15 protein-coding genes and 1 riboswitch are annotated in these 17841 nt (G+C 69.2%); of the genes, 9 read left to right on the top strand and 6 right to left on the bottom strand.

Features of this window, described 5'->3' with window-relative positions:
• Both ETD86_RS28925 and ETD86_RS28920 read right to left on the bottom strand, forming a co-directional pair.
• A partial coding sequence (locus tag ETD86_RS28925) for an ABC transporter permease family protein (protein ID WP_138669315.1) occupies positions 1–409 on the bottom strand: 409 nt, incomplete at its 3' end.
• Positions 406–2028, bottom strand: a complete 1623-nt coding sequence (locus ETD86_RS28920; protein ID WP_138669314.1) for an ABC transporter substrate-binding protein — start codon at positions 2026–2028, stop codon at positions 406–408. The genes ETD86_RS28920 and ETD86_RS28925, both read right to left, overlap by 4 nt.
• A 1254-nt stretch (positions 2029–3282) precedes the next feature.
• On the opposite strand from ETD86_RS28920, the gene ETD86_RS28915 reads away from it, so the two are divergent.
• The 6 genes from ETD86_RS28915 (at position 3283) to ETD86_RS28890 (ending at position 9750) form a co-directional block, all read left to right on the top strand.
• Complete coding sequence (locus ETD86_RS28915) at positions 3283–3723, top strand: DUF4396 domain-containing protein (protein ID WP_246148359.1); 441 nt, start codon at positions 3283–3285, stop codon at positions 3721–3723.
• A gap of 449 nt (positions 3724–4172) precedes the next feature.
• Complete coding sequence (locus ETD86_RS28910) at positions 4173–4778, top strand: DUF305 domain-containing protein (protein ID WP_138669310.1); 606 nt, start codon at positions 4173–4175, stop codon at positions 4776–4778.
• A gap of 806 nt (positions 4779–5584) precedes the next feature.
• A riboswitch (cyclic di-AMP (ydaO/yuaA leader) is annotated at positions 5585–5731 on the top strand.
• A 13-nt stretch (positions 5732–5744) separates the two neighbouring features.
• Positions 5745–6416: a CHAP domain-containing protein gene (locus ETD86_RS28905; RefSeq protein ID WP_138669309.1), complete on the top strand. Its 672-nt coding sequence runs from the start codon at positions 5745–5747 to the stop codon at positions 6414–6416.
• A gap of 810 nt (positions 6417–7226) precedes the next feature.
• The gene (locus ETD86_RS28900; RefSeq protein WP_138669308.1) at positions 7227–8549 is read left to right on the top strand and encodes an MBL fold metallo-hydrolase; all 1323 of its coding nucleotides are present in this window, start codon (positions 7227–7229) and stop codon (positions 8547–8549) included.
• A 32-nt stretch (positions 8550–8581) separates the two neighbouring features.
• A complete protein-coding gene (locus tag ETD86_RS28895) occupies positions 8582–9142 on the top strand; it encodes a rhodanese-like domain-containing protein (protein ID WP_246148355.1) in 561 nt (186 codons plus the stop codon).
• Positions 9139–9750, top strand: coding sequence for a sulfite exporter TauE/SafE family protein (locus tag ETD86_RS28890; RefSeq protein ID WP_138669307.1), 612 nt, complete (start codon positions 9139–9141; stop codon positions 9748–9750). The genes ETD86_RS28895 and ETD86_RS28890 overlap by 4 nt, the downstream gene beginning before the upstream one ends.
• Positions 9751–9753: 3 nt before the next feature.
• On the opposite strand, the gene ETD86_RS28885 is transcribed toward ETD86_RS28890, so the two are convergent.
• The 4 genes from ETD86_RS28885 to ETD86_RS28870 all read right to left on the bottom strand — a co-directional run bounded on the left by ETD86_RS28885 (position 9754) and on the right by ETD86_RS28870 (position 14946).
• The gene (locus tag ETD86_RS28885) at positions 9754–11082 is read right to left on the bottom strand and encodes a hypothetical protein (protein ID WP_138669306.1); all 1329 of its coding nucleotides are present in this window, start codon (positions 11080–11082) and stop codon (positions 9754–9756) included.
• A 161-nt stretch (positions 11083–11243) separates the two neighbouring features.
• Positions 11244–13751 carry an ABC transporter permease gene (locus ETD86_RS28880; protein ID WP_138669305.1) on the bottom strand — a complete coding sequence of 836 codons (2508 nt, stop codon included), beginning with the start codon at positions 13749–13751 and terminating at the stop codon, positions 11244–11246.
• The gene (locus ETD86_RS28875) at positions 13748–14440 is read right to left on the bottom strand and encodes an ABC transporter ATP-binding protein (protein ID WP_138669304.1); all 693 of its coding nucleotides are present in this window, start codon (positions 14438–14440) and stop codon (positions 13748–13750) included. The genes ETD86_RS28880 and ETD86_RS28875 overlap by 4 nt, the downstream gene beginning before the upstream one ends.
• Complete coding sequence (locus ETD86_RS28870) at positions 14437–14946, bottom strand: PadR family transcriptional regulator (RefSeq protein ID WP_138669303.1); 510 nt, start codon at positions 14944–14946, stop codon at positions 14437–14439. Before ETD86_RS28870 ends, ETD86_RS28875 begins: the two co-directional genes overlap by 4 nt.
• Here ETD86_RS28870 and ETD86_RS28865 point away from each other — a divergent pair.
• From ETD86_RS28865 to pdxR, 3 genes are all read left to right on the top strand, one after another.
• Complete coding sequence (locus ETD86_RS28865; RefSeq protein WP_211370391.1) at positions 14945–15289, top strand: recombinase family protein; 345 nt, start codon at positions 14945–14947, stop codon at positions 15287–15289. The genes ETD86_RS28870 and ETD86_RS28865 overlap by 2 nt on opposite strands.
• A 35-nt stretch (positions 15290–15324) precedes the next feature.
• On the top strand, positions 15325–15882 hold the full coding sequence (locus ETD86_RS28860; protein ID WP_138669323.1) for an RDD family protein: 558 nt from the start codon (positions 15325–15327) through the stop codon (positions 15880–15882).
• A 507-nt stretch (positions 15883–16389) separates the two neighbouring features.
• Entirely contained in the window at positions 16390–17820 is a 1431-nt protein-coding gene (gene pdxR / locus ETD86_RS28850; protein WP_211370390.1) for a MocR-like pyridoxine biosynthesis transcription factor PdxR, read from the top strand.
• Positions 17821–17841: the final 21 nt, after the last annotated feature.

The following is a 17841-nucleotide window of genomic DNA, read 5'->3' as shown; positions in this document are numbered from 1 at the left end:
GCCCCGACCCCTTGCCCCGCCGTCGGCGCAGCGCACCCAGCACACCGAGCGTCACCCCCACCAGCGCCGTGCCGACGATGCTGGTGCCCACCAGCAGCAACGTCCACGGCAACGCCTCGCTGAGCGCCTGCGTCACCGGCCGCCCATCCGACAGCGAGGTGCCCAGGTTGAGCGTGAACACGCCGCCGAGGTAGTCGAGGAACTGCTCGTGCAGGGGCTTGCCGAAGCCGTACTGGGTGGCGATCTGCGCCCGCTCGTCGGCAGTCAGCCTGGCCAGCGCCTCCGGACTGCCGAACAACTTCAGCGGCCCGCCCGGCAGGGCGCGCGGTAGGGCGAAGTTCAGCGTGAGAGCCACTGCCAGCACGGCGGCGTACTCGGCCAGCCGGCCCGCCGCGTACCGCCAAGTCATTGGAGTTTGAAGTCGACGACGGAGAACTTGTTGAGCACAGCCGAGCCGTTCTGCCAGGTCCAGCCGCTGAAGACGTCCTTGCGGAAGGCGTAGGCGCCGTTGCGGTAGTAGAGCGTCAGGAACGGCATCTGCTCGGCGATCTGTGCCTGGAGCTGCTTGGCCGCCGCCGTCCGGTCCTCCATGCTGGGGGCCGAGGTCAGGGTCTTCACGGTGGCGTCCACCTGGTCGTCCTTGAAACCGACGATGTTGAGCGAGCCGTCCTCCGGGTCCGAAGCGACGAGCTGGGCGATGCTGCCGCTGCTCAGCATGACCGGAGCCGACCAGCCCCACATCGACATGTCGTAGTTACGGCCTTTGCGCACGTCGTAGTCGGGCCACACCTTCGCATCCAGCGAGTCGGGATCCAGCGAGGACACCTTCACCGCCACACCCACCGCCTTGAGCATGTCGCGGATCAGCTCGGCACTGCGCAACCGGTCGGTGGAGGTGCTCTGGACCAGCAGCTCGTACGACATCGGCTTGCCGTCGAGCACCCGGATCCCATCGGCGCCCGGCTTGGCGCCCAATCCGTCGAGCTCCTGCTTGGCCGCTTCGACGTCGTAGACGGGGGCGAGGCTGTCGGGCTTGACGGGGGATTCGGCGTGGATGAAGCCCGGGTTGCCCGGCGTCCCTTGGCCCAGCAGGGCCGTCTTGACCAGGTCACTCACGTCGATCGCCTTGGCCAGCGCGCGCCGGACCTCCGGCTTGTCGAACGGCGCCCTGGTGGTGTTGAAAGCCAGCAGTGTGGATGCGAACTCCGTGCCCTTGACCACGCCGATGTTCGGCTGGCGCTCCAGCGCCTGGAGCTGCTGCGGCGGCACGATCCGGGTGGACAGCTGGATCTCGCCCGTACGCAACGCGGCGAACTGCGTGGACTCCTCCGGGATGACCACGACCTTCACGGTGTCGACCTTCGGCTGGCCCATGGCGTAGGAGGCGTTGGCGGTCAGCGTGTAGCCACGGGCGTTGTCGTACTGCGTGAGCTTGTACGGCCCGGTGCCGACCGCCTTGTCGGTCCCGGCCTCGCTGACCTTCTCCACCGACTCCCACAGGTGCTTGGGCAGGATGGCCATGTCGGCCAGGATGCGCCGCGGGAACTCCGGATCGGGCGCCTTGAGCGTCAGGGTCACGGTGTCACCGCTCCCGGTCACACTCTCCACTGGCCGCACGTCGATCGAGGAGTCGCCCTCCATGTTCTTCTTGTAGAACTCGACGCTGAACACCACGTCATCGGCGGTCAGCGGCTTGCCGTCGTGCCAGGTGACGCCCTGCCTGAGCGGCATGGTGAAGACCTTGTTGTCAGTGGTCTGGATCTGCCTGGCCAGCAGCGGCGTGACCCCGTCGCCCTGGACGATGACCAGCGTGTCGAAGATCAGTTTCACCAGGTTGTTGCCCGGGTAGCCGGTCTGGTTCGTGAACGGGGTCAGGGTGCCCTCATCAGAGGAGATGGCGATCGTCACGCTCTTCGCGGCAGCGGCGGTCTTGCTGCCCTGCGGAGGTTCGGTACCCGCACCGCATCCGGCCAGAGCTAACCAGAGTGCGGCCGCTATCGCGATGAACATCCTCGATTGCCGGTACACGGAACCTCCCGGGGGTATAAGAGGTCGAGACCGCCGCCGCGGTGGGCGAGCGGTGTTTCATGCGACTCTATAGAGGTTTTCCGTAGATACAAGTGCCCAATATGTAAACTCCGTAATTCCGCTGCGCGGCTCCCAGCGAGGTGGTCCGCACCTCTGACCTGCGTATGTTCAGGTCAGAAGGAGGGTGTGCGGGTTAGGTAAGGGACATCCGGTGACCGTCCGTAACAACCGTGAAACGATGCTTCCTATCGGTCATCGTAGGTATGGATGCCGGGCTTCTACGCCTGTGTGACACCCGAGATCACGGCCGTAGCCGCCCTGCGCATACGGTCGCGCAAGTCGGGCGCCTGAGGGCGGCGGGTGGGCTGGCCCTGGTGTGCTGTGCCCGCCAGGGCCAGGGCGAGTGACTCGACGTCCGCGTCGGCCCTGATGCGGCCGTGATCCTGTTCGGCCCGTAGAGAGGCGGCGAAGGCCCGCTGGTCCCTTGCTCATGAGCACCCGCTCTGACGCTGGCGCTGATCGCCCTGGTCTTCCCCGAAGGGCCGCCGCGGAGCCGGAGCCGGGCGTTCGCCGTCTGAGGAGCCGCGACCGGGGTCGCGAGCACCGCGGGGCTGATCACGGGCGGTCTGTTCGCCGACAGCCCGGGATGGCGCTGGATCTTCTTCGTCCACCTGCCCATCGGGCTTGCTCCTGCTGGCCTGTGCGGTCCTGCGGACCGACGCCAGCGCCTGGTCCTCACCGCGCCCGCTCACCCTGCTCGCGGTGGCCGCCGTCATGCTCGCCTCCTTCGGCCTGCACGAGACGCGGATCGCCAGGGAACCACTGATCGCGTTCCTACTGTTCCGCAACCGGTCGCTGCCGCCGGATACCGCCTCGGCTTCGGCGTCGCCGGCTTCACCAGATCGGCTGGGAGCCAGTGGTGATCGAACGGTCGCCGGCCCGCCCGGAGCGGTGAGTACGTCACTCGGCAGGACATGCGGTGCGCTGATGATCGCCACAGCTGTGCACCGGTCCTGCGGAACACCTGAATGCGGTGAGATCACGCCGCGGCGGCCCGGTTGCCATATACGGGGTAGGGGTATAGGTTAGGTCGCGCTTTGATGCCCTTGATCGACCAAGAAGGTAGCAATGTCTGAATCAATGCACCACGCTGGACATGGACAGCGGGATCACGACGCGCATGCCTCCGGTTCTCACATGCGTCATGAGCACCAGCACTCTCAAGATGGAGAGCCTGGTCATGAAGCACACGTGATGAAGGTGACCTGGGGGGTGGCCGCGTCGGCGACGCTGCACTGCCTCACCGGCTGCGCCATTGGCGAGGTCCTCGGCATGGCGATCGCCACCGCGCTGGGCTGGCATGACGTGCCGAGCATCATTCTGGCTGTCGTCCTGGCGTTCTTCTTCGGGTACGCGCTCACGCTGCGCGGCCTGTTCCGTGCCGGCGTGGATTGGCGTAAGGCGCTGCGGCTCGCGCTGGCCGCGGACACGCTGTCGATCCTCGTCATGGAGATCGTCGACAACGGCGTCATGGTGATCATCCCGGGCGCCATGGACGCCGGTCTCGCCTCCTGGCTCTTCTGGGGTGCGCTGGCCTTTGCGCTGCTGGTCGCGTTCCTCGTCACGCTGCCGATCAACAAGTGGATCATCGGGCGAGGGAAGGGGCACGCGGTCATTCACGCTTACCACCACTGACGAGTCGCACTCGTCAGCGACGGCGGTGATCGATAGCTGCCCTGGGTCGCCGCGGCGGGGTGCCCGACGGGGAAAGCCGATGCTGTCAGGCCCGGTCCGAGCGGGTACATAGAGGAGGTGACGTCGAGTCGCCTCGCGCGCGGATGGCGGTCTCAAGAGGGGCCCGCATAGAGAGGGGATGGCGGGTGAGCAATCTGGATGCGGACGTGTCCGCCTCCTGGTTCGTCCTCGAAACCGTTTCCGTATCCACTGCTAAAGGCTGGTTTGGTGTTAACCGGTGTCCGGCCCGCGAAGCGAAAACATGTCGATTGCAGTGATGCTCGCCTGGGGAGCACGCCGTGCCACATCACTCGTTGTTGCGACGCTTACAGCCGTTGATCATGCGGACGGGCTCCGAGGCTGTCCGCATCAGGCAGGCAGCTCTACCCAAATCCGGGGAGGGAAGCATCATGCGCGTCAACCGCAAGATCTCCTTCACGATTGCCGCGGGCGCGCTCGCCTTGGTAGGGGCGTGCGGTGGCAGCAGCGACTCCATGGCCGGGTACAAGGCGATGAGCCAGCCGACACCCACCGCCACAATGACCGGTGAGCAGCCGTCGCCCACCTTCAACGATGCGGACGTCATGTTCGCCCAGATGATGATCCTCCACCACGAACAGGCCATCGAGATGGCCGAACTCGCATCCGCCCAGGCCTCCGACGCAGAGATCAAGGACCTCGCGTCCAAGATCAAGGAGTCGCAGGAGCAAGAGATCCAGACCATGGAAGGCTGGCTGTCCGAGTGGGGCAAGCCCACTCCCTCGCCTGGCATGGGTCATGAGATGCCTGGCGCCATGTCGGAAGAGGACATGCAGAAGCTCGAGTCCGCTCAGGGTAAGGACTTCGACAGGCTGTTCGCCAAGCAGATGATCGCCCATCACCAGGGGGCGATCAAGATGGCGCGCATGGAGGAGGCCGGTGGTGCGAATCCGCAGGCCAGGGAGCTCGCCAAGACCATCGTGACCACTCAGCAAGAAGAGGTGACGCAGTTGCGGCAGATCCTCGACCGGCTCTGACGGGCCATGCCCGCGGCGGCACCACCACCCACACGAACAGAGGTCGGAACGCGTGAGCGGCTTCCGGCCTCTGCCGTTCCCGCACATGGTCAGGCAGGGGGGCGGCCCAGCTTGCGCTGTTCGGCCAGGCCTGCCGTAGGTGCCGGCGAAGTTCCAGCCGCTGTAGAGCATCGGGTCCATCCTGAGGCTTCCCGCAGGACAGGGCGCGGTCCGGTCAACGAAGCGACTCCCGGCTCATTGTGATCGTCGTAAGGGTGAATCGGCTCGGTCTTTTCGATCGCGCGCTATGGGGGTCGATGAATGAGGCCAGTGACGCTCGAGACACTGGTGAGGCCAGGCGGCATCGGACCAGCAATGTGACGCATGTCCTTGATGTGATCGCGGCTCCAAGTCAACTGACGGCAATAGTCAGTCGCTCCTCGTATGGCGTGCGCGCCAAGCCCTCCAAACCGAGCCGTAACTCTCGTTGGCCTGCCGCATTTGCCGGGAGCGGAACGGTAACGCGGGCGGGGCGTGTTGTCCGCAACACTGTCGTCTCTCACCCCGCTCGATGCGTCCCCGAAGCGATGCAGAAAAGGGCCTCGGCAAACCCCGTCTGCACTCGGGATTAGGTAAAGAATTTTGCCGCGATCGCCTATGTCGCGGGGGATTCTGTTGCCTTTCCCCGACTCCGGCTTGCATCTTTCTATGCCGTTCGCTTACCTTTGATGCATCAGGGCGTACGCCTGGCGAGCACTACATGCCGCGTAAACGCCCCCCATATTGCCGAGACCGCGTCTCACCAGGACGAACGTCACGTTCGTGCGGTAACGCGGCCGCCGAATCCGCGATCGCGCGGAACCGGGGACCCACATTTCTCTGGGGTGAATCGGTGCGCTCCGAATGAGCGCCCCGTAGGGCACTTCCACGCCCGAACCCGTCAGCTAACCCGGTAGGCGGCATGGAAGCAAGGAGCACTCCCCAGTAATGCCCAAGAACGTCTTCACCCGTGTCCTGACGCCCGCCAGCCTTTCCCTGTTCGCCGCGGGAATCAGCGTGGCCGCCGGCGCGGCCTTCGCCGGCAGCCAGGCCTTCGCCGCCGACCACCAGTCCACCACCACGCAACCGTCGCGATCCAACGTCGCCGCCCAGAAGGGCGCCGGCCAGGTGAGCGCGGACACCGTCCTGAAGATCGCCCAGTCGCAGATCGGCGTGGCGGAGAACGCCGCAGGCGGCGGGACCCCGTTCCACAGCTGGTACATGTCCTCCCAGCGGGCAGCCGAGACCGTCGCCCGCGACGGCGGCAGCCTGGGGGCCTACGCCAACGCCCCGTGGTGCGCCATGTTCGTCTCCTGGGTCGGCGAGAAGGCCGGCGCCCGTCCCACGGTCGGCTGGGACGCCTACACCGTCACCTACGCCAAGTGGTTCCAGGCCAACCAGCACTGGGGCACCGTGGCCAAGCCCGGCGCCGTCGTCTTCTTCGACTGGAACGGCGGCGGCACCAGCGGCATCGACCACGTCGGCCTGGTCAAGCAGGACAACGGCGACGGCACCATCACCACGATCGAAGGCAACACCGGCAACGGCAAGGTCGAGCAGCGCATCCGGCCCACGTCCCAAGTCGTGGGCTACGGCTACCCCGAATACAGGGCCGCCTGATCCCAGGCAGGTCAGCAGACTCCTTGCCAGGTGCGATGGTGAAGGAAGCGCGGGTGGTGCAGGACGAATCCTGCACCACCCGTTGCGTTTTCCCGAACGCTCTCCGCGGACTCCTCGACCTGGAAGTGGCACTGCGCCATGCGATCATGACCTTGCCCACAGAGTCGACGACCCGGTGGAGCACACCTGGACGTGCCTCCAGGTAGCTGGTCATAGACGCAGCGCCACCGCTGTCCCGCGGATCGGACACTGCGATGTCGTTGCGCCTTGTCTCAGGCCACCCGCGTCCCTCGACCGATGAGAGTGTCTCCAGGTCGGCGACGAGCCGGCTCGGCCGGAGCGTCTCGTCGTGCAGGGAGGCGACGCCTCGGATGGCGGTTCGAAAATCACGTCCTGGATGCCCTCGATCTGGCGGCGCAGGATCGCCGGCGCGGGTGCGCAGCTCGTGTGCCACGTCATGGCTGACGACGCCTCTCCCGGGACCGCGTCACACGCCCCGATCCCCGGTGGCCACCAGTGTGGCCGAGGGGACCGGCAACGGCACCTGGCTTGACCGGTCGGGCATAGGGCGGCACAACGGCGGTGGCTGTGTTGCCATTTGGCGTTTTGTTCCTGCTCAGATACCCTCCCGGGTATGGACGCCCGGGCGCGTGGTGAGCAGGCTCCCCTGCTGATCGAGGAGCTGGAGAAGCTCTTCCTCGCTCTGGCCTGACCCGCACCTTCAAGGGAAGGTCATCGTGAACGCCTGAGAGGGCAGCTTTGTGACCGACACATACCCCCGGGGGTACTTGAGAAAGGATGATGACGGGAATGGAGATCACCGTGTTCCGCACGCCGGGACTGGGCGACCAGAGCTACCTGCTCGCCCATGAGGGCAAGGGCGTGCTCGTCGATCCGCAGCGCGACATCGACCGGTTCCTGGACGTCGCCGCGGAACGCGACCTGGAGCTGCGCTACGTGCTGGAGACCCACCTGCACAACGACTACGTCTCCGGCGCGCGCCATGCCGCCCTGCGCGCCGGGGCGGAGCTGGTGCTGCCCGCCGCCGCGGCCGCCGTGTACCCGTACACGCCGGCCTTCCACCTGGAGGACCTGGATGCCGGCGGCGGCCTGGGCATCCGGCCGCTTCACACGCCCGGGCACACCCCTGAGCACACCAGCTACCTGGTGCTGATCGACGGCGAGCCGGTGGCGGTGTTCTCCGGCGGCAGCCTGCTGGTGGCCTCCGCGGGCCGCCCCGACCTGCTCGGGCCCGAGCGCGCCAGAACCTTGGCAACGCTGCAGTACGACTCCCTGCACCGGCTGGCCGCGCTGCCCCGCGATGTCGGCCTGTACCCGACGCACGGCGAGGGCTCGTTCTGCACCACGACCGGCGCCGGCCGCCACATCTCCACCATCGGCGCCGAACAGGACGGCAACCCGCTGCTCGCCCTGCCCACCGCCGCCGCGCTCGCCGACGAGCTGCTCGCCGAGCCCATGCCCATCCCCGCCTTCTACGCGCACGTCGGCCCGGCCAACCTCCTCGGCACACCGCCGGCGCCCGGTACGGGCCTGCCCGAGATCACGGTGGCCGACCTGACCGACGAGGTGCACGTTCTCGACATCCGGCCCCTGGCCGCGCAGGCCGCCGGGTTCCTGCCCGGCTCGACCGGCATCGAACTCGGCGAGGACTTCGGCAGCTGGGCCGGCTGGCTCCTGCCGTACGGCGAGCCGACCGCCCTGGTGGCCGAGCCCGGCCAGGACGTCTCCGACGCCCGCACCCAGCTCGCCAGGATCGGACTCGACGACGTGCGCGGCGTCATCCGCGACCTCGGCACCGCCGCCACCGCCCGCTTCGAGCTGGCCGACCTGCCGGCGTTCCTGGACCGGCTGCCCGGCGCCCAACTCCTGGACGTGCGCATGCCCGGCGAGCGCCGCGCCGAACCGCTGCCGGGCGCGAGTGAGCGCTTCCTGCCCGACCTGCTCACCGACGGCATCCCCGCCGAGCTGGATCCGGACCGGCCGGTCCTGGTGTCCTGCAGCTCCGGCCGCCGCGCCGCCATCGCCGCCACCCTGCTGACCCGCCACGGCTACGAGCCCGTCGTGCTCACCGGAGCCGGAGCCCCCCAGGTCGCCGCCGCGCTGGCCGCCTGAACCGGCCTGATCGTTCGAACGGAGAACCCCTCTTGACCACCATCGACGTGGCCACCACCCGCGCCATGACCGCCACCGGAGCCGACGTCCTGCTGCTGGACGTGCGTACCCCCGCCGAGTTCGAAACCGCACACGTCGACGGTGCCGTCAACGTGCCCCTGGACCGGCTGCAGGCCCACCTGCCCCAGCTCACCGAGAGCGCGCCCGGCCAGGTCGTGCTCGTCTGCCAGTCCGGCGCCCGGGCGGGCACCGCGCAGGCCATGCTGTCCGGGTCGGGGGTGTCCACGTCGGTCGTCATGACGGGCGGCATGAACGCCTGGCTCGCGGCCGGCGCGCCCGTCGTCCGCGGTCGGCAGCGCTGGAGCCTGGAACGGCAGGTTCGTCTCGTGGCCGGTCTGCTGGTCCTCGTCTCGGTCCTGCTGAGCATCCTGACGCCCTGGAGCCTGCTCGTCACCGCGTTCGTTGGGGCCGGGCTGACCTACGCCGGGGCGAGCGACAACTGCATGATGGGCCTGCTGCTGGCCCGCCTGCCGTACAACCGGGCCGCCGCGACCGACCCCGCCGCCGCGCTCGCGCAGTCCTGTCAACGATGACGACGGGGACGCTCGCCCTGGTGCTGATCGGCGCAATGGTCGTGGGCGTCAGCCACGGCGTGCTCGGCGCGGGCGGCTCCGCGCTGGCCGGTGCGCTCCTCGCCCCCGGCCTGCCGGACGCGCTGCTGCTGCCCGCCTTCGCCGTCATCATGGTCGTGATGGCCGTACGCATGCTCCGCGGCCTGGAGTCCAGCGGCGGCGCCTGCCGTACCGAAACGGGCCGGATCAACCGCCGCCGCTGCCTGCCACGGACGCTTGCCGCAGGGACCGGAGTGGGGCTCATGACGGGAGTATTCGGCGTCGGCGGCGGATTCGCCGTCGTGCCCGCGCTCAACTTGCTGCTCGGCCTGACCGCCACCGAGGCCGCCGGCACCTCGCTGGTCATCATCCTGATCAACTCGGCGGCCGGGTTCGCCGGACATGTCGGTGCGCACCTGGACTACGGCATCGTGGCCGCCTTCGCCGGCACGGCCCTGCTCACCTCACTGGCGGCAGGACGCATTGCCGCACGGCTGCCGGCCGAGCTCGTGCGCCGCTGGTTCGCCTGGACCGTGCTGGCGCTGGCGCCCGTGGTCGCAGCGGGCGCCGCCCTGCCGCCAAGATCGTAGTCGCTACCGCCGTCGCGCGAGTCGTATGAGGAGAAAGCCCGCGACTGCGAGCAACGCGGCTGCGCAAGCCAGGGTCGTACGGACCGCCGGCACGTACCAGACCGGCCCCTCGAGCACCACACGGTGTACGAGTTCGTCGGAGTCACCGATGACGAAAGGCGTCAACGAGGCGCCGATGGCCAGGAGAAGGAGATACACCATGCCCCAGCTGATCACCGCCGCCTGCGTTCCCGGCGTGCTGCCCCGGATCCAGACTCTGCAGGCCAGCATGATCATGCCTACGGCGGCGATGGCGAACAGTCCGGCGTAGACCTGGGCGCCGCCCGCCGCCGCATCAAGGAACCCAGAGCCGACGCTCGGTACGCCGACAACTTCCGTCGCCGCGATGCTCCGCGCCTCGTCGATCCCGACGACGCCGAGCACCGTGACGACCGGCCCGGCCAACATCGAAGCGGCGATCAGGGCTGCAGGGGCTCTGCCGCCCGCCCGCTCCCCGTCCGCCTCGGCTGCCAGCCGGACCATGCCCATCAGGAGCGGCACAGTGAGGAGGGCGCAGATGCCGAGCCTCACCACCAAACCCGTGACCGGAGGGAACGACATGGCCGTCACCAACCCCGTGACCGAGGGGAACAACAGGTACATCACCACGGTGAACGGGAAGGCGAGGAACCCGCCGGCGATCAGCACGCCTTTCGATCCGCCCCGCCGGGTGGCCGCCCAGGCCAGGACGGCCAGGCCCGCGGCGACCGGCGCCCCGAAAACCTGCAGCTCGTGCTCCCATGCGTAAGTGCCCGCCATCAACACCACGATGACCAGCGCGCTGGCCACCAGAGACCACCGGGTGAAGGCATCAGCCGCACCGGAGCCCTTGTGCGACGGGATCGCCCACAAGCCCAGGGCGTACGACAACACGGCGAGTCCGAGGAGCGTGCCGATGGACCAGACATACCAGGATGCTCCCTCGCTGAGGGCGTTGAAGAGGATCTGCAACGCGCCGAGCAGCGAGACGATCATCAGCGATGCGCCGAGCATCGCCGCCAGCAACGAGCCCAGCGGCTTGCCTCGGTGGACCAGTAAGGCGGCGACGACCATCAACGGTGCCGCCGCGACGGCGAACAGACCGGGCGCGAGCACCGTCGCGGTCGACGGTTTGCCGGCGGTGAACAGCATGGCCTTGAGTATCGGGACTGCCTGCAGTGCCGATCCCGGGTCCATCTTGCCGATGTGAAGCCGGTATGGGTGCGCCAGCACGGCGAGATCGATGGCGCCGATCAAGGCGCACCATAAGCCGACGGACCCGAGCAGGATGGCGGCGACCGTGTGACGTCTCATGCTGGTTTGACTCAGGAGGCCGCGCTCAGGTTCATGATGGCGGGCGATCGCCTCGGCCACCGGTCTCCGTCCCGTCTACCTGATCGACGGTGCCATGCCGGGGGTGACGCGACGAACCGTCACCCCGCTCCCGCGGTGGGGCGGACAGTCCGGGATCCGTGTCACAGGCGCGGGCGGGCGAGGGGCAGCCTGGTCCGGGTGATCAGGGCCGCCACAGTGGCCAGAACGGGCAGCCCCACCACCACGGCGATCACGAATGGCCACGGTATGGCGATCGTGGCGGGATCTCCGGCGCCATGTGTCGTCATCGGCCGGCTCAGCGCCACGCCCGTCACCGTTCCGGCAGCCAGCCCCACCAGAGCGCCGAGCCCGGAGATGTAGAGGGCCTGGCCGGCCACGACCATCCGCATCGTCCCCGTCGGTGCGCCGATGGCCATCATCGTCGCCCGCTCAGGCAGCATGTCGGCGGCCGCCAGGCGAGTGGCGGCCAGCGTGCCGCCGACGACGAGGACGAGGGCGCCGCCGAGCCAGCCCCACAAGCCCGGGTCGGGCACGTTGCGATAGCCCTCTTCGGAGGCGATCGTCACGCGGGAGGTCACCTCGGCCAGATCGCGCCACAGCGTCGTGTCGGTGGCGGGCGGCCGGTACATGGCATAGAGCTGACGCTCCGCCGTCGAGAAACCTGCCTGCTCGACCAGGGTGCGCGGCAGCAGGGCCCCGCCCTGGTGCTCGTCGGCGGGTGTGGCCAGCACCGCCGGCACTTCGAGCTTGCGTGCGGGGCCGGACGTGGAGCTCGCCCGCAGCGCCAGCTTGCCGTCCCGCACCGCGGTCGCGTCGAACACCACGGCCTTGCCGCTCGCCAGCGCCGCGGCTGCCTGTGGATCGTGGCGCCCTTGCAGGAGCCTGAGCAGAGCCTGGTCTCCGATGGCCACCGTACGGCGCGTCCGTGTCCCGTTCCAGCGCACCGTGTACCGCAACGCGTAGCGATGGCCCTGGGCGTCCTTCGCGTGATAGCCGGCGGCCAGCGGCACGCCCGGCAACCGGCGGGCCGTCACGGCGCGAAGCCGGTTCCAGGTCGCGTCGCCCATGTTGCCGCCCCAGATCGCCAGCATGCCGGTCGGGCGCGCCGAGGTATAGGCGTTGCGCCGGTCCATGTATTCGCTGTGGGCGCCGATGCCCAGCGCCACGACCGTGGCGGTGACCGCCATGACGGCGGCCACGGCGCTCGCCGTCCGAGATCGGTGGCGGACCGCGTCGCGGACGGACACCCGCAGCGGAAGCCGCAACCGCGTGGCCACCCGTCCCGTGAAGCGGACCAGCCATGGCGTCAACACCACCAGCCCGATCATGACCATAACCGCGGAGAGCCACACCCATACCAAGCCCGGCTGGCGCCGCGCCACCACGGTCGCCCCCAGCCCGGCCAGCACCAGCACGGCCCCCGCCAGGGGCCATCCCAGCCGATCGGCCGCCGCGGACGCGCGGCCGGCCAGCACGGTCACGGTGTCCTGCCGAGCCGCTTGCATGGCAGGCACCAGCGCCGCCACGATCCCGGCGATCAGGCCCAGCGCGGCAACGCCCAGCACCGGCGCCCACGGCACCTCCGCCGGGCCGACCTGCCCTTCCCAGCGCGCCACGATCGGGGCGCCCAGCGTTCCGGCCCCGATGCCCAGCACGGTCGCCACGAAGGTGGCCGCACCGCCGAGGATCAGTCCGTCGGCCAGCACGATCGTCCGCAGGTGGTCGGCCGAGCCGCCCTGCGCCGCGATCACGGCCAGTTCCCGGCGCCGTCTCCTGAGCCCGACCGCGAAGGCGGGCCCGGCCAGCAGCACGGTCTCCAGCACCACCATGATCACCATGGCGCCGAGCCCGACCGTGTGCTGGACGTCCGAGGGGGCGGAACGATCCAGGGCGCGCGGTGGGTCCAGGATCATGGCGCGGGAGGTGACGTACAGGCCGGCCGTGTTCAGCGCGGGCACGTCGGTCCAGGAGACGGGCTTCGCGGTGTCGGCGAGCCAGCCGGGGCCGTACTCGTTCGGAGACCAGAAGCCGTCCAGGGGCGCCAGCGGCAGATCCGGACCCACGACCTCGCGAAGCGAGGGCCGGTGCGGGTGCTCGACCACGCCCACCACCGTGAGCGGCGCCGCGCCGGACGGCCGTAGGAGGTCGCCGGGGCGCAGGCCCAGCGCGGGTGTCACCGCGACCTCGCGGGCGGTGGGAAATCTGCCCTCGCTCAATGTCCGCATCCCTCTGGTGAGGGGATCGCGCAGGTCGGTCTGCAGCGCGCCGACCCGTTCGGTGCCCAGCTGGAGCTCGCCGGTGCTGAAGGGGATCAATCGGGTGCCCGGTCCGAGCAGGGCCGCCACCTCAGCGGAGCCGAGCTCGGGAGCGGCCGCTCCGTCGTCGCCGCCGTTCGTGTTCCAGCTCGCTCCGTTCGGATGCTGCTGGAGCACCGTGCCCTCAGGTGTCTGGACGAGGCGGGCGTCGGCCGTGCCGAGCTCGGCCACCAGCCCTTCCCGCGAAGTGACGGTCATGGTTTCGATGAGGGTGAAGATCCCCGTGATCACCAGGACGGGCAAGCCGATCATCACCATGATGAGCGCGCTTCGCCCCCGGGAACGCCACGCGTTTCGGCGGGCGAGGCGCAGCGCGAGCAGGACGACGCTCATGGGGCGCTCACCAGCGACGTGTCCGTGGTGTCCGTGATCATCCCGTCGCGGAGGAACACCACACGATCGGCCCAGGCGGCGTAGCGCGGCTCGTGGGTGACGAGCAGGACCGCCGCGCCGGCGTCAGAGCGAGCCCGTAATGTCTGCAGGATCTCGTCGCCGGTGCGCGTGTCGAGCGCGCCGGTCGGTTCGTCGGCCAGAAGCAGGCGCCGCTCGCCGACCAAAGCGCGGGCGATCGCGACCCGCTGACGCTGGCCACCGGACAGCTCGTCCGGGAAGCGATCGGCCAGGTATTCCGCGTCGATCTCCGCTAGCACGGCCATGGCCTCCTTCCGGGCCAGGCTTGAGCGCAGGCCGTCGAGCTCGCGCGGCAGCATCACGTTCTCCGCCGCCGTCAGCGACGTGATCAGGTTGAGGTCCTGGAAGACGAAGCCGACGCTGCGGCGCCGCAGCGCCGCGAGGTCGCGCATGGTGGCCAGGTCCTGCTCGCCGATGTGCACCGTCCCGGACGTGGGCCGGTCGAGCCCGCCCGCGAGGTTGAGCAGAGTCGACTTGCCGGACCCGGACGGGCCCATGACCGCGACCAGCTCTCCCACGTCGACCTCGAGGCTCACACCCTTCAGAGCGTGTACGGCTGTCGCCCCTTCACCATGGACTCTGGCCACCTCAGCCAGCCGTACGAACGTCATCTTTCCTCCTTGAGGACGGCCTCGCAGTGATCCAGCCACCGTTGCTCGGCCTCGGCCTGGAAGATCATGGAATCGAGAACGAGCCGCTGGGCTGCGCCTTCCGTGGCAGCTCGCTTGGCCCTGGTCAACTGCTGGAGGGCGCGCATGGTCGCCGTCCGCTGCTTGTGGATGACCTCGGCGACGTCCACCTTCTTGGCCGCGACGGCCATGGCCAGCTTGATGACCAGCTCGTCCCGTGGCCGGTCGGAGTGGATGACCGGGGTGCTGAACCATCGCACCATTTCCTCCCGGCCGGCCGCGGTGATCGTGTAGACGACCCGGCCCTGCTCGTCCGACTCGCCCGGCTTGACCAGGCCGTCGCGCTCCAAGCGGGACAGCGTTGTGTAGACCTGGCCAATGTTGAGCGGCCAGGTGGCCCCGGTCGACGCCTCGAACTCGACCCGCAGTTGGTAGCCATGCCGGGGCCCTCTGCTGAGTAGGGTGAGTAGCCCGTGTCTGACCGGCATGAGTACTAAGTATGCATACGCAGTATGCACTGCTCAAGAGGCCATCCGCATCGGCTCCGCCCTCACCCAGGAACTCCAGCCCCAGCTGGATGCCCTGGAAGCGCACGGCATCGGCCGCGACAAGACCTTCAGTGAGAAGATCTCCACCCGCCACAAGGTCCGGCCCGAGTTCGAAAGGCCCTCGCCACCGCCCGTGTACGAGATGAAGCGGCTCGGCCGCGACGCCGCCTCGTCGCCACCGGCCGAGACCGAGCGACGATCCGTGAAGCCGCCTTGGAGCGCTTGGACGCCGCAGCCCGCAACGGCAGGCCATCCCCGAGTTTCCTTCACGCTCAAGAGCTGACGCACACTATGACGACCACACGACAGGAGAGTGCTGTGACAGTCCGCGGATCCGGCCGGCCGTTGACCCGGCTTGAGATCGCCAAGGAGCACGCGGAGCGCATGCTCGGACGGCGAACCGCCCAACGGCTCGCGGTGTTCGACAACGGCACCCTCTACGTCCGGGCCGGTGAGGGAGCGCAGTTCCTGGCGTGGCTGGTGGACTTCGTGGTGTTCGTGCTGGGTGTCGGGGTGGCCTTCGCCGTCGTGTCATACGCGTACGTCGCGGCTGGCCTGCCCGACGGGACTCTTCTCCTGCTGGCGGTCTCGTCGTTGTTCCTGGTGCCGTTGCTGTACGGCCTGTGCTACGGCAACGGCCGGGCGCTCGGCGCGGTCCTCACCGGCACGCAGCTCGTGCGGGTCAAGGACGGCGGTCGCGTCGGTACCAAGGCGTGCTGGGCCATGTTGGTCCGAACGCTGTTCATGCCGTTGTTGTTCATCGTGGTGATAGTGGGCGCGCTCGGTGGTGCTGGGGGAGCGCCGGGCGGTTCGCTGGCGAGGACCAGCATCGACCCCGCCGCCACCCGACGGCTCCACGCGGCGGGCATCCGGTGACCCGCCGCTGCCCCCCATGGCTCGTGCGGCCACAACCCTTGGCTGCGCTCGGACGGTCCGCCGCCACGCACAAGATTCGCCCAGCCGAGTAAGGACATGATGTACGGGGCCAGTACGTCCCACGAGACGGTGGTCCAGTCCTTGGCCGCAGATCCTCGGCCTGTACGGCCTGCTGGAACAGCTCACCGGCAACCCGATGGATCCCGGTGCTCCATGTCGGGGTTCGGCCCTGCCACGAAGCCCGTCCAGTGACATCGTGAAGTGCCAGAGCACCTTCCCGCCTGCGGTCTGCGGCTCGGTGTCGTTCCTTCGTCGCCTCCTGCGATCTGCTTGCGGTTTGTGACTTTGCCGAAGAGAGACGGCTCCGCCTGTCGCCTGGCCAGAGTGCCCGTCCCCGTGCTTCCGGCCAGGAGCTCATCTGGATGGTTCGCCACCGAGGAACCCCCGCACGTCACTCAGCCTGGCAGGAATCGGTACACGCCGATAGGGTCCGATCCTGTGGGCCGAGTGAGGACCAACTCAGGGCCGGCCGAGGACCTGCTCATCGAGCTGGACCGCGACGCCGGAGTGCCACTGCACCGGCAGATCGAGGCGTCCATCCGCGCGAGCATCCGAGCCGGCCGGCTGCGAGCGGGCGCGTCGCTGCCACCTAGCCGCACCCTCGCAGTGGGCCTCGGGGTTTCCCGCGGGGTGGTCGTGGAGGCCTACCAGCAACTTGTGGCCGAGGGCTACCTCGCCAGCCGATCGGGCGGTTACACCCAGGTCGCCGCGTCGATGCCGCCGACCGCCGCTGGCACCGGCTCCGCGGCCTCGATGGCACGGCCGGCCGCGCGCAGAGCCGGCTTCAGGGTCGACTTCGGGTACGGGCGCACCGACGTGTCGCAGTTCCCGCGGGCCGCCTGGCTGCGCTCGGTGCGCCGCGTGCTCACCACCACGCCCAACGACCGGTTCGCCTACCTCGACGGGCGTGGCGTGCCGGAACTGCACGGGGCCCTGTGCGACTACCTCGACCGGGTGCGCGGCACATCGTCCGTCCCGGGCAACGTGGTGATCTGCAGCGGCTATGGGCAGGGCATCTCACTGCTGATCCAGGTGCTCGTCCGGCACGGCGCCACGCGGATCGCCCTGGAAGACCCGTCGTCCGACGACGACGCCCGGGTGCTGGCCGGCGCCGCCGGTCTGGACGTGGTCGGCATTCCGGTGGGTCCGGACGGCGTTGAGGTCGATGCGCTCCATCGGGCCGACGCCGATGCGGTCGTGCTCACGCCGTCGCACCAGTGGCCCACCGGGGGAGTGCTGTCGGCTGCGGCGAGGGCCGAGGTGATCCGGTGGGCGAAGCGCCGCGGCGCGATCGTGATCGAGGACGATTACGACGCGGAGTACCGCTACGACCGGTCGCCGGTGGGCGCCATGCAGGGCCTGGCGCCCGATCATGTCGTCTACTGCGGTACGGCAAGCAAGACGCTCGCGCCGGGGTTGCGGCTCGGCTGGCTGGTAGTGCCTCCCCAGCTGGTCGGCGACGTCGCCGCGGCAAAGGTGCTCGCCGACCGCGGTTCGCCGGTCCTCGACCAGTTGACGTTCGCCGATTTCCTCGCGCGCGGCGAGTTCGACCGCCACCTACGCCGGATGCGTCCGGTGTACCGCCGGCGCCGCGACGCGCTGCTGGACGCCCTGCGCACTCACCTGCCCGATCTGGAACCGGCCGGGGTCGCCGCCGGGCAGCATGTGGTCGCCTGGCTCCCGCCCGACCTCGATGAGGCGGCGGTGGTGACGGCCGCCGCCCGGCACGGGCTCGGCATCCACGGCGTCGGCCCGTACCGGATCGCCGGCACCGGACCGGGTGGCCTCATCTTCGGCTACGCCATCCTCGGCGAGGCCGCCATCGCCGAAGGGGTCGCGCTGCTGGCGACGGCCATCCGGGAGGTACGGGGAACCTGATCCCGCGCAGGCGCTCCGCCG

The organism is Nonomuraea turkmeniaca (genome assembly GCF_005889735.1).
Taxonomy (GTDB): domain Bacteria; phylum Actinomycetota; class Actinomycetes; order Streptosporangiales; family Streptosporangiaceae; genus Nonomuraea; species Nonomuraea turkmeniaca.
This window is presented reverse-complemented; position numbering and strand designations above follow the sequence as displayed.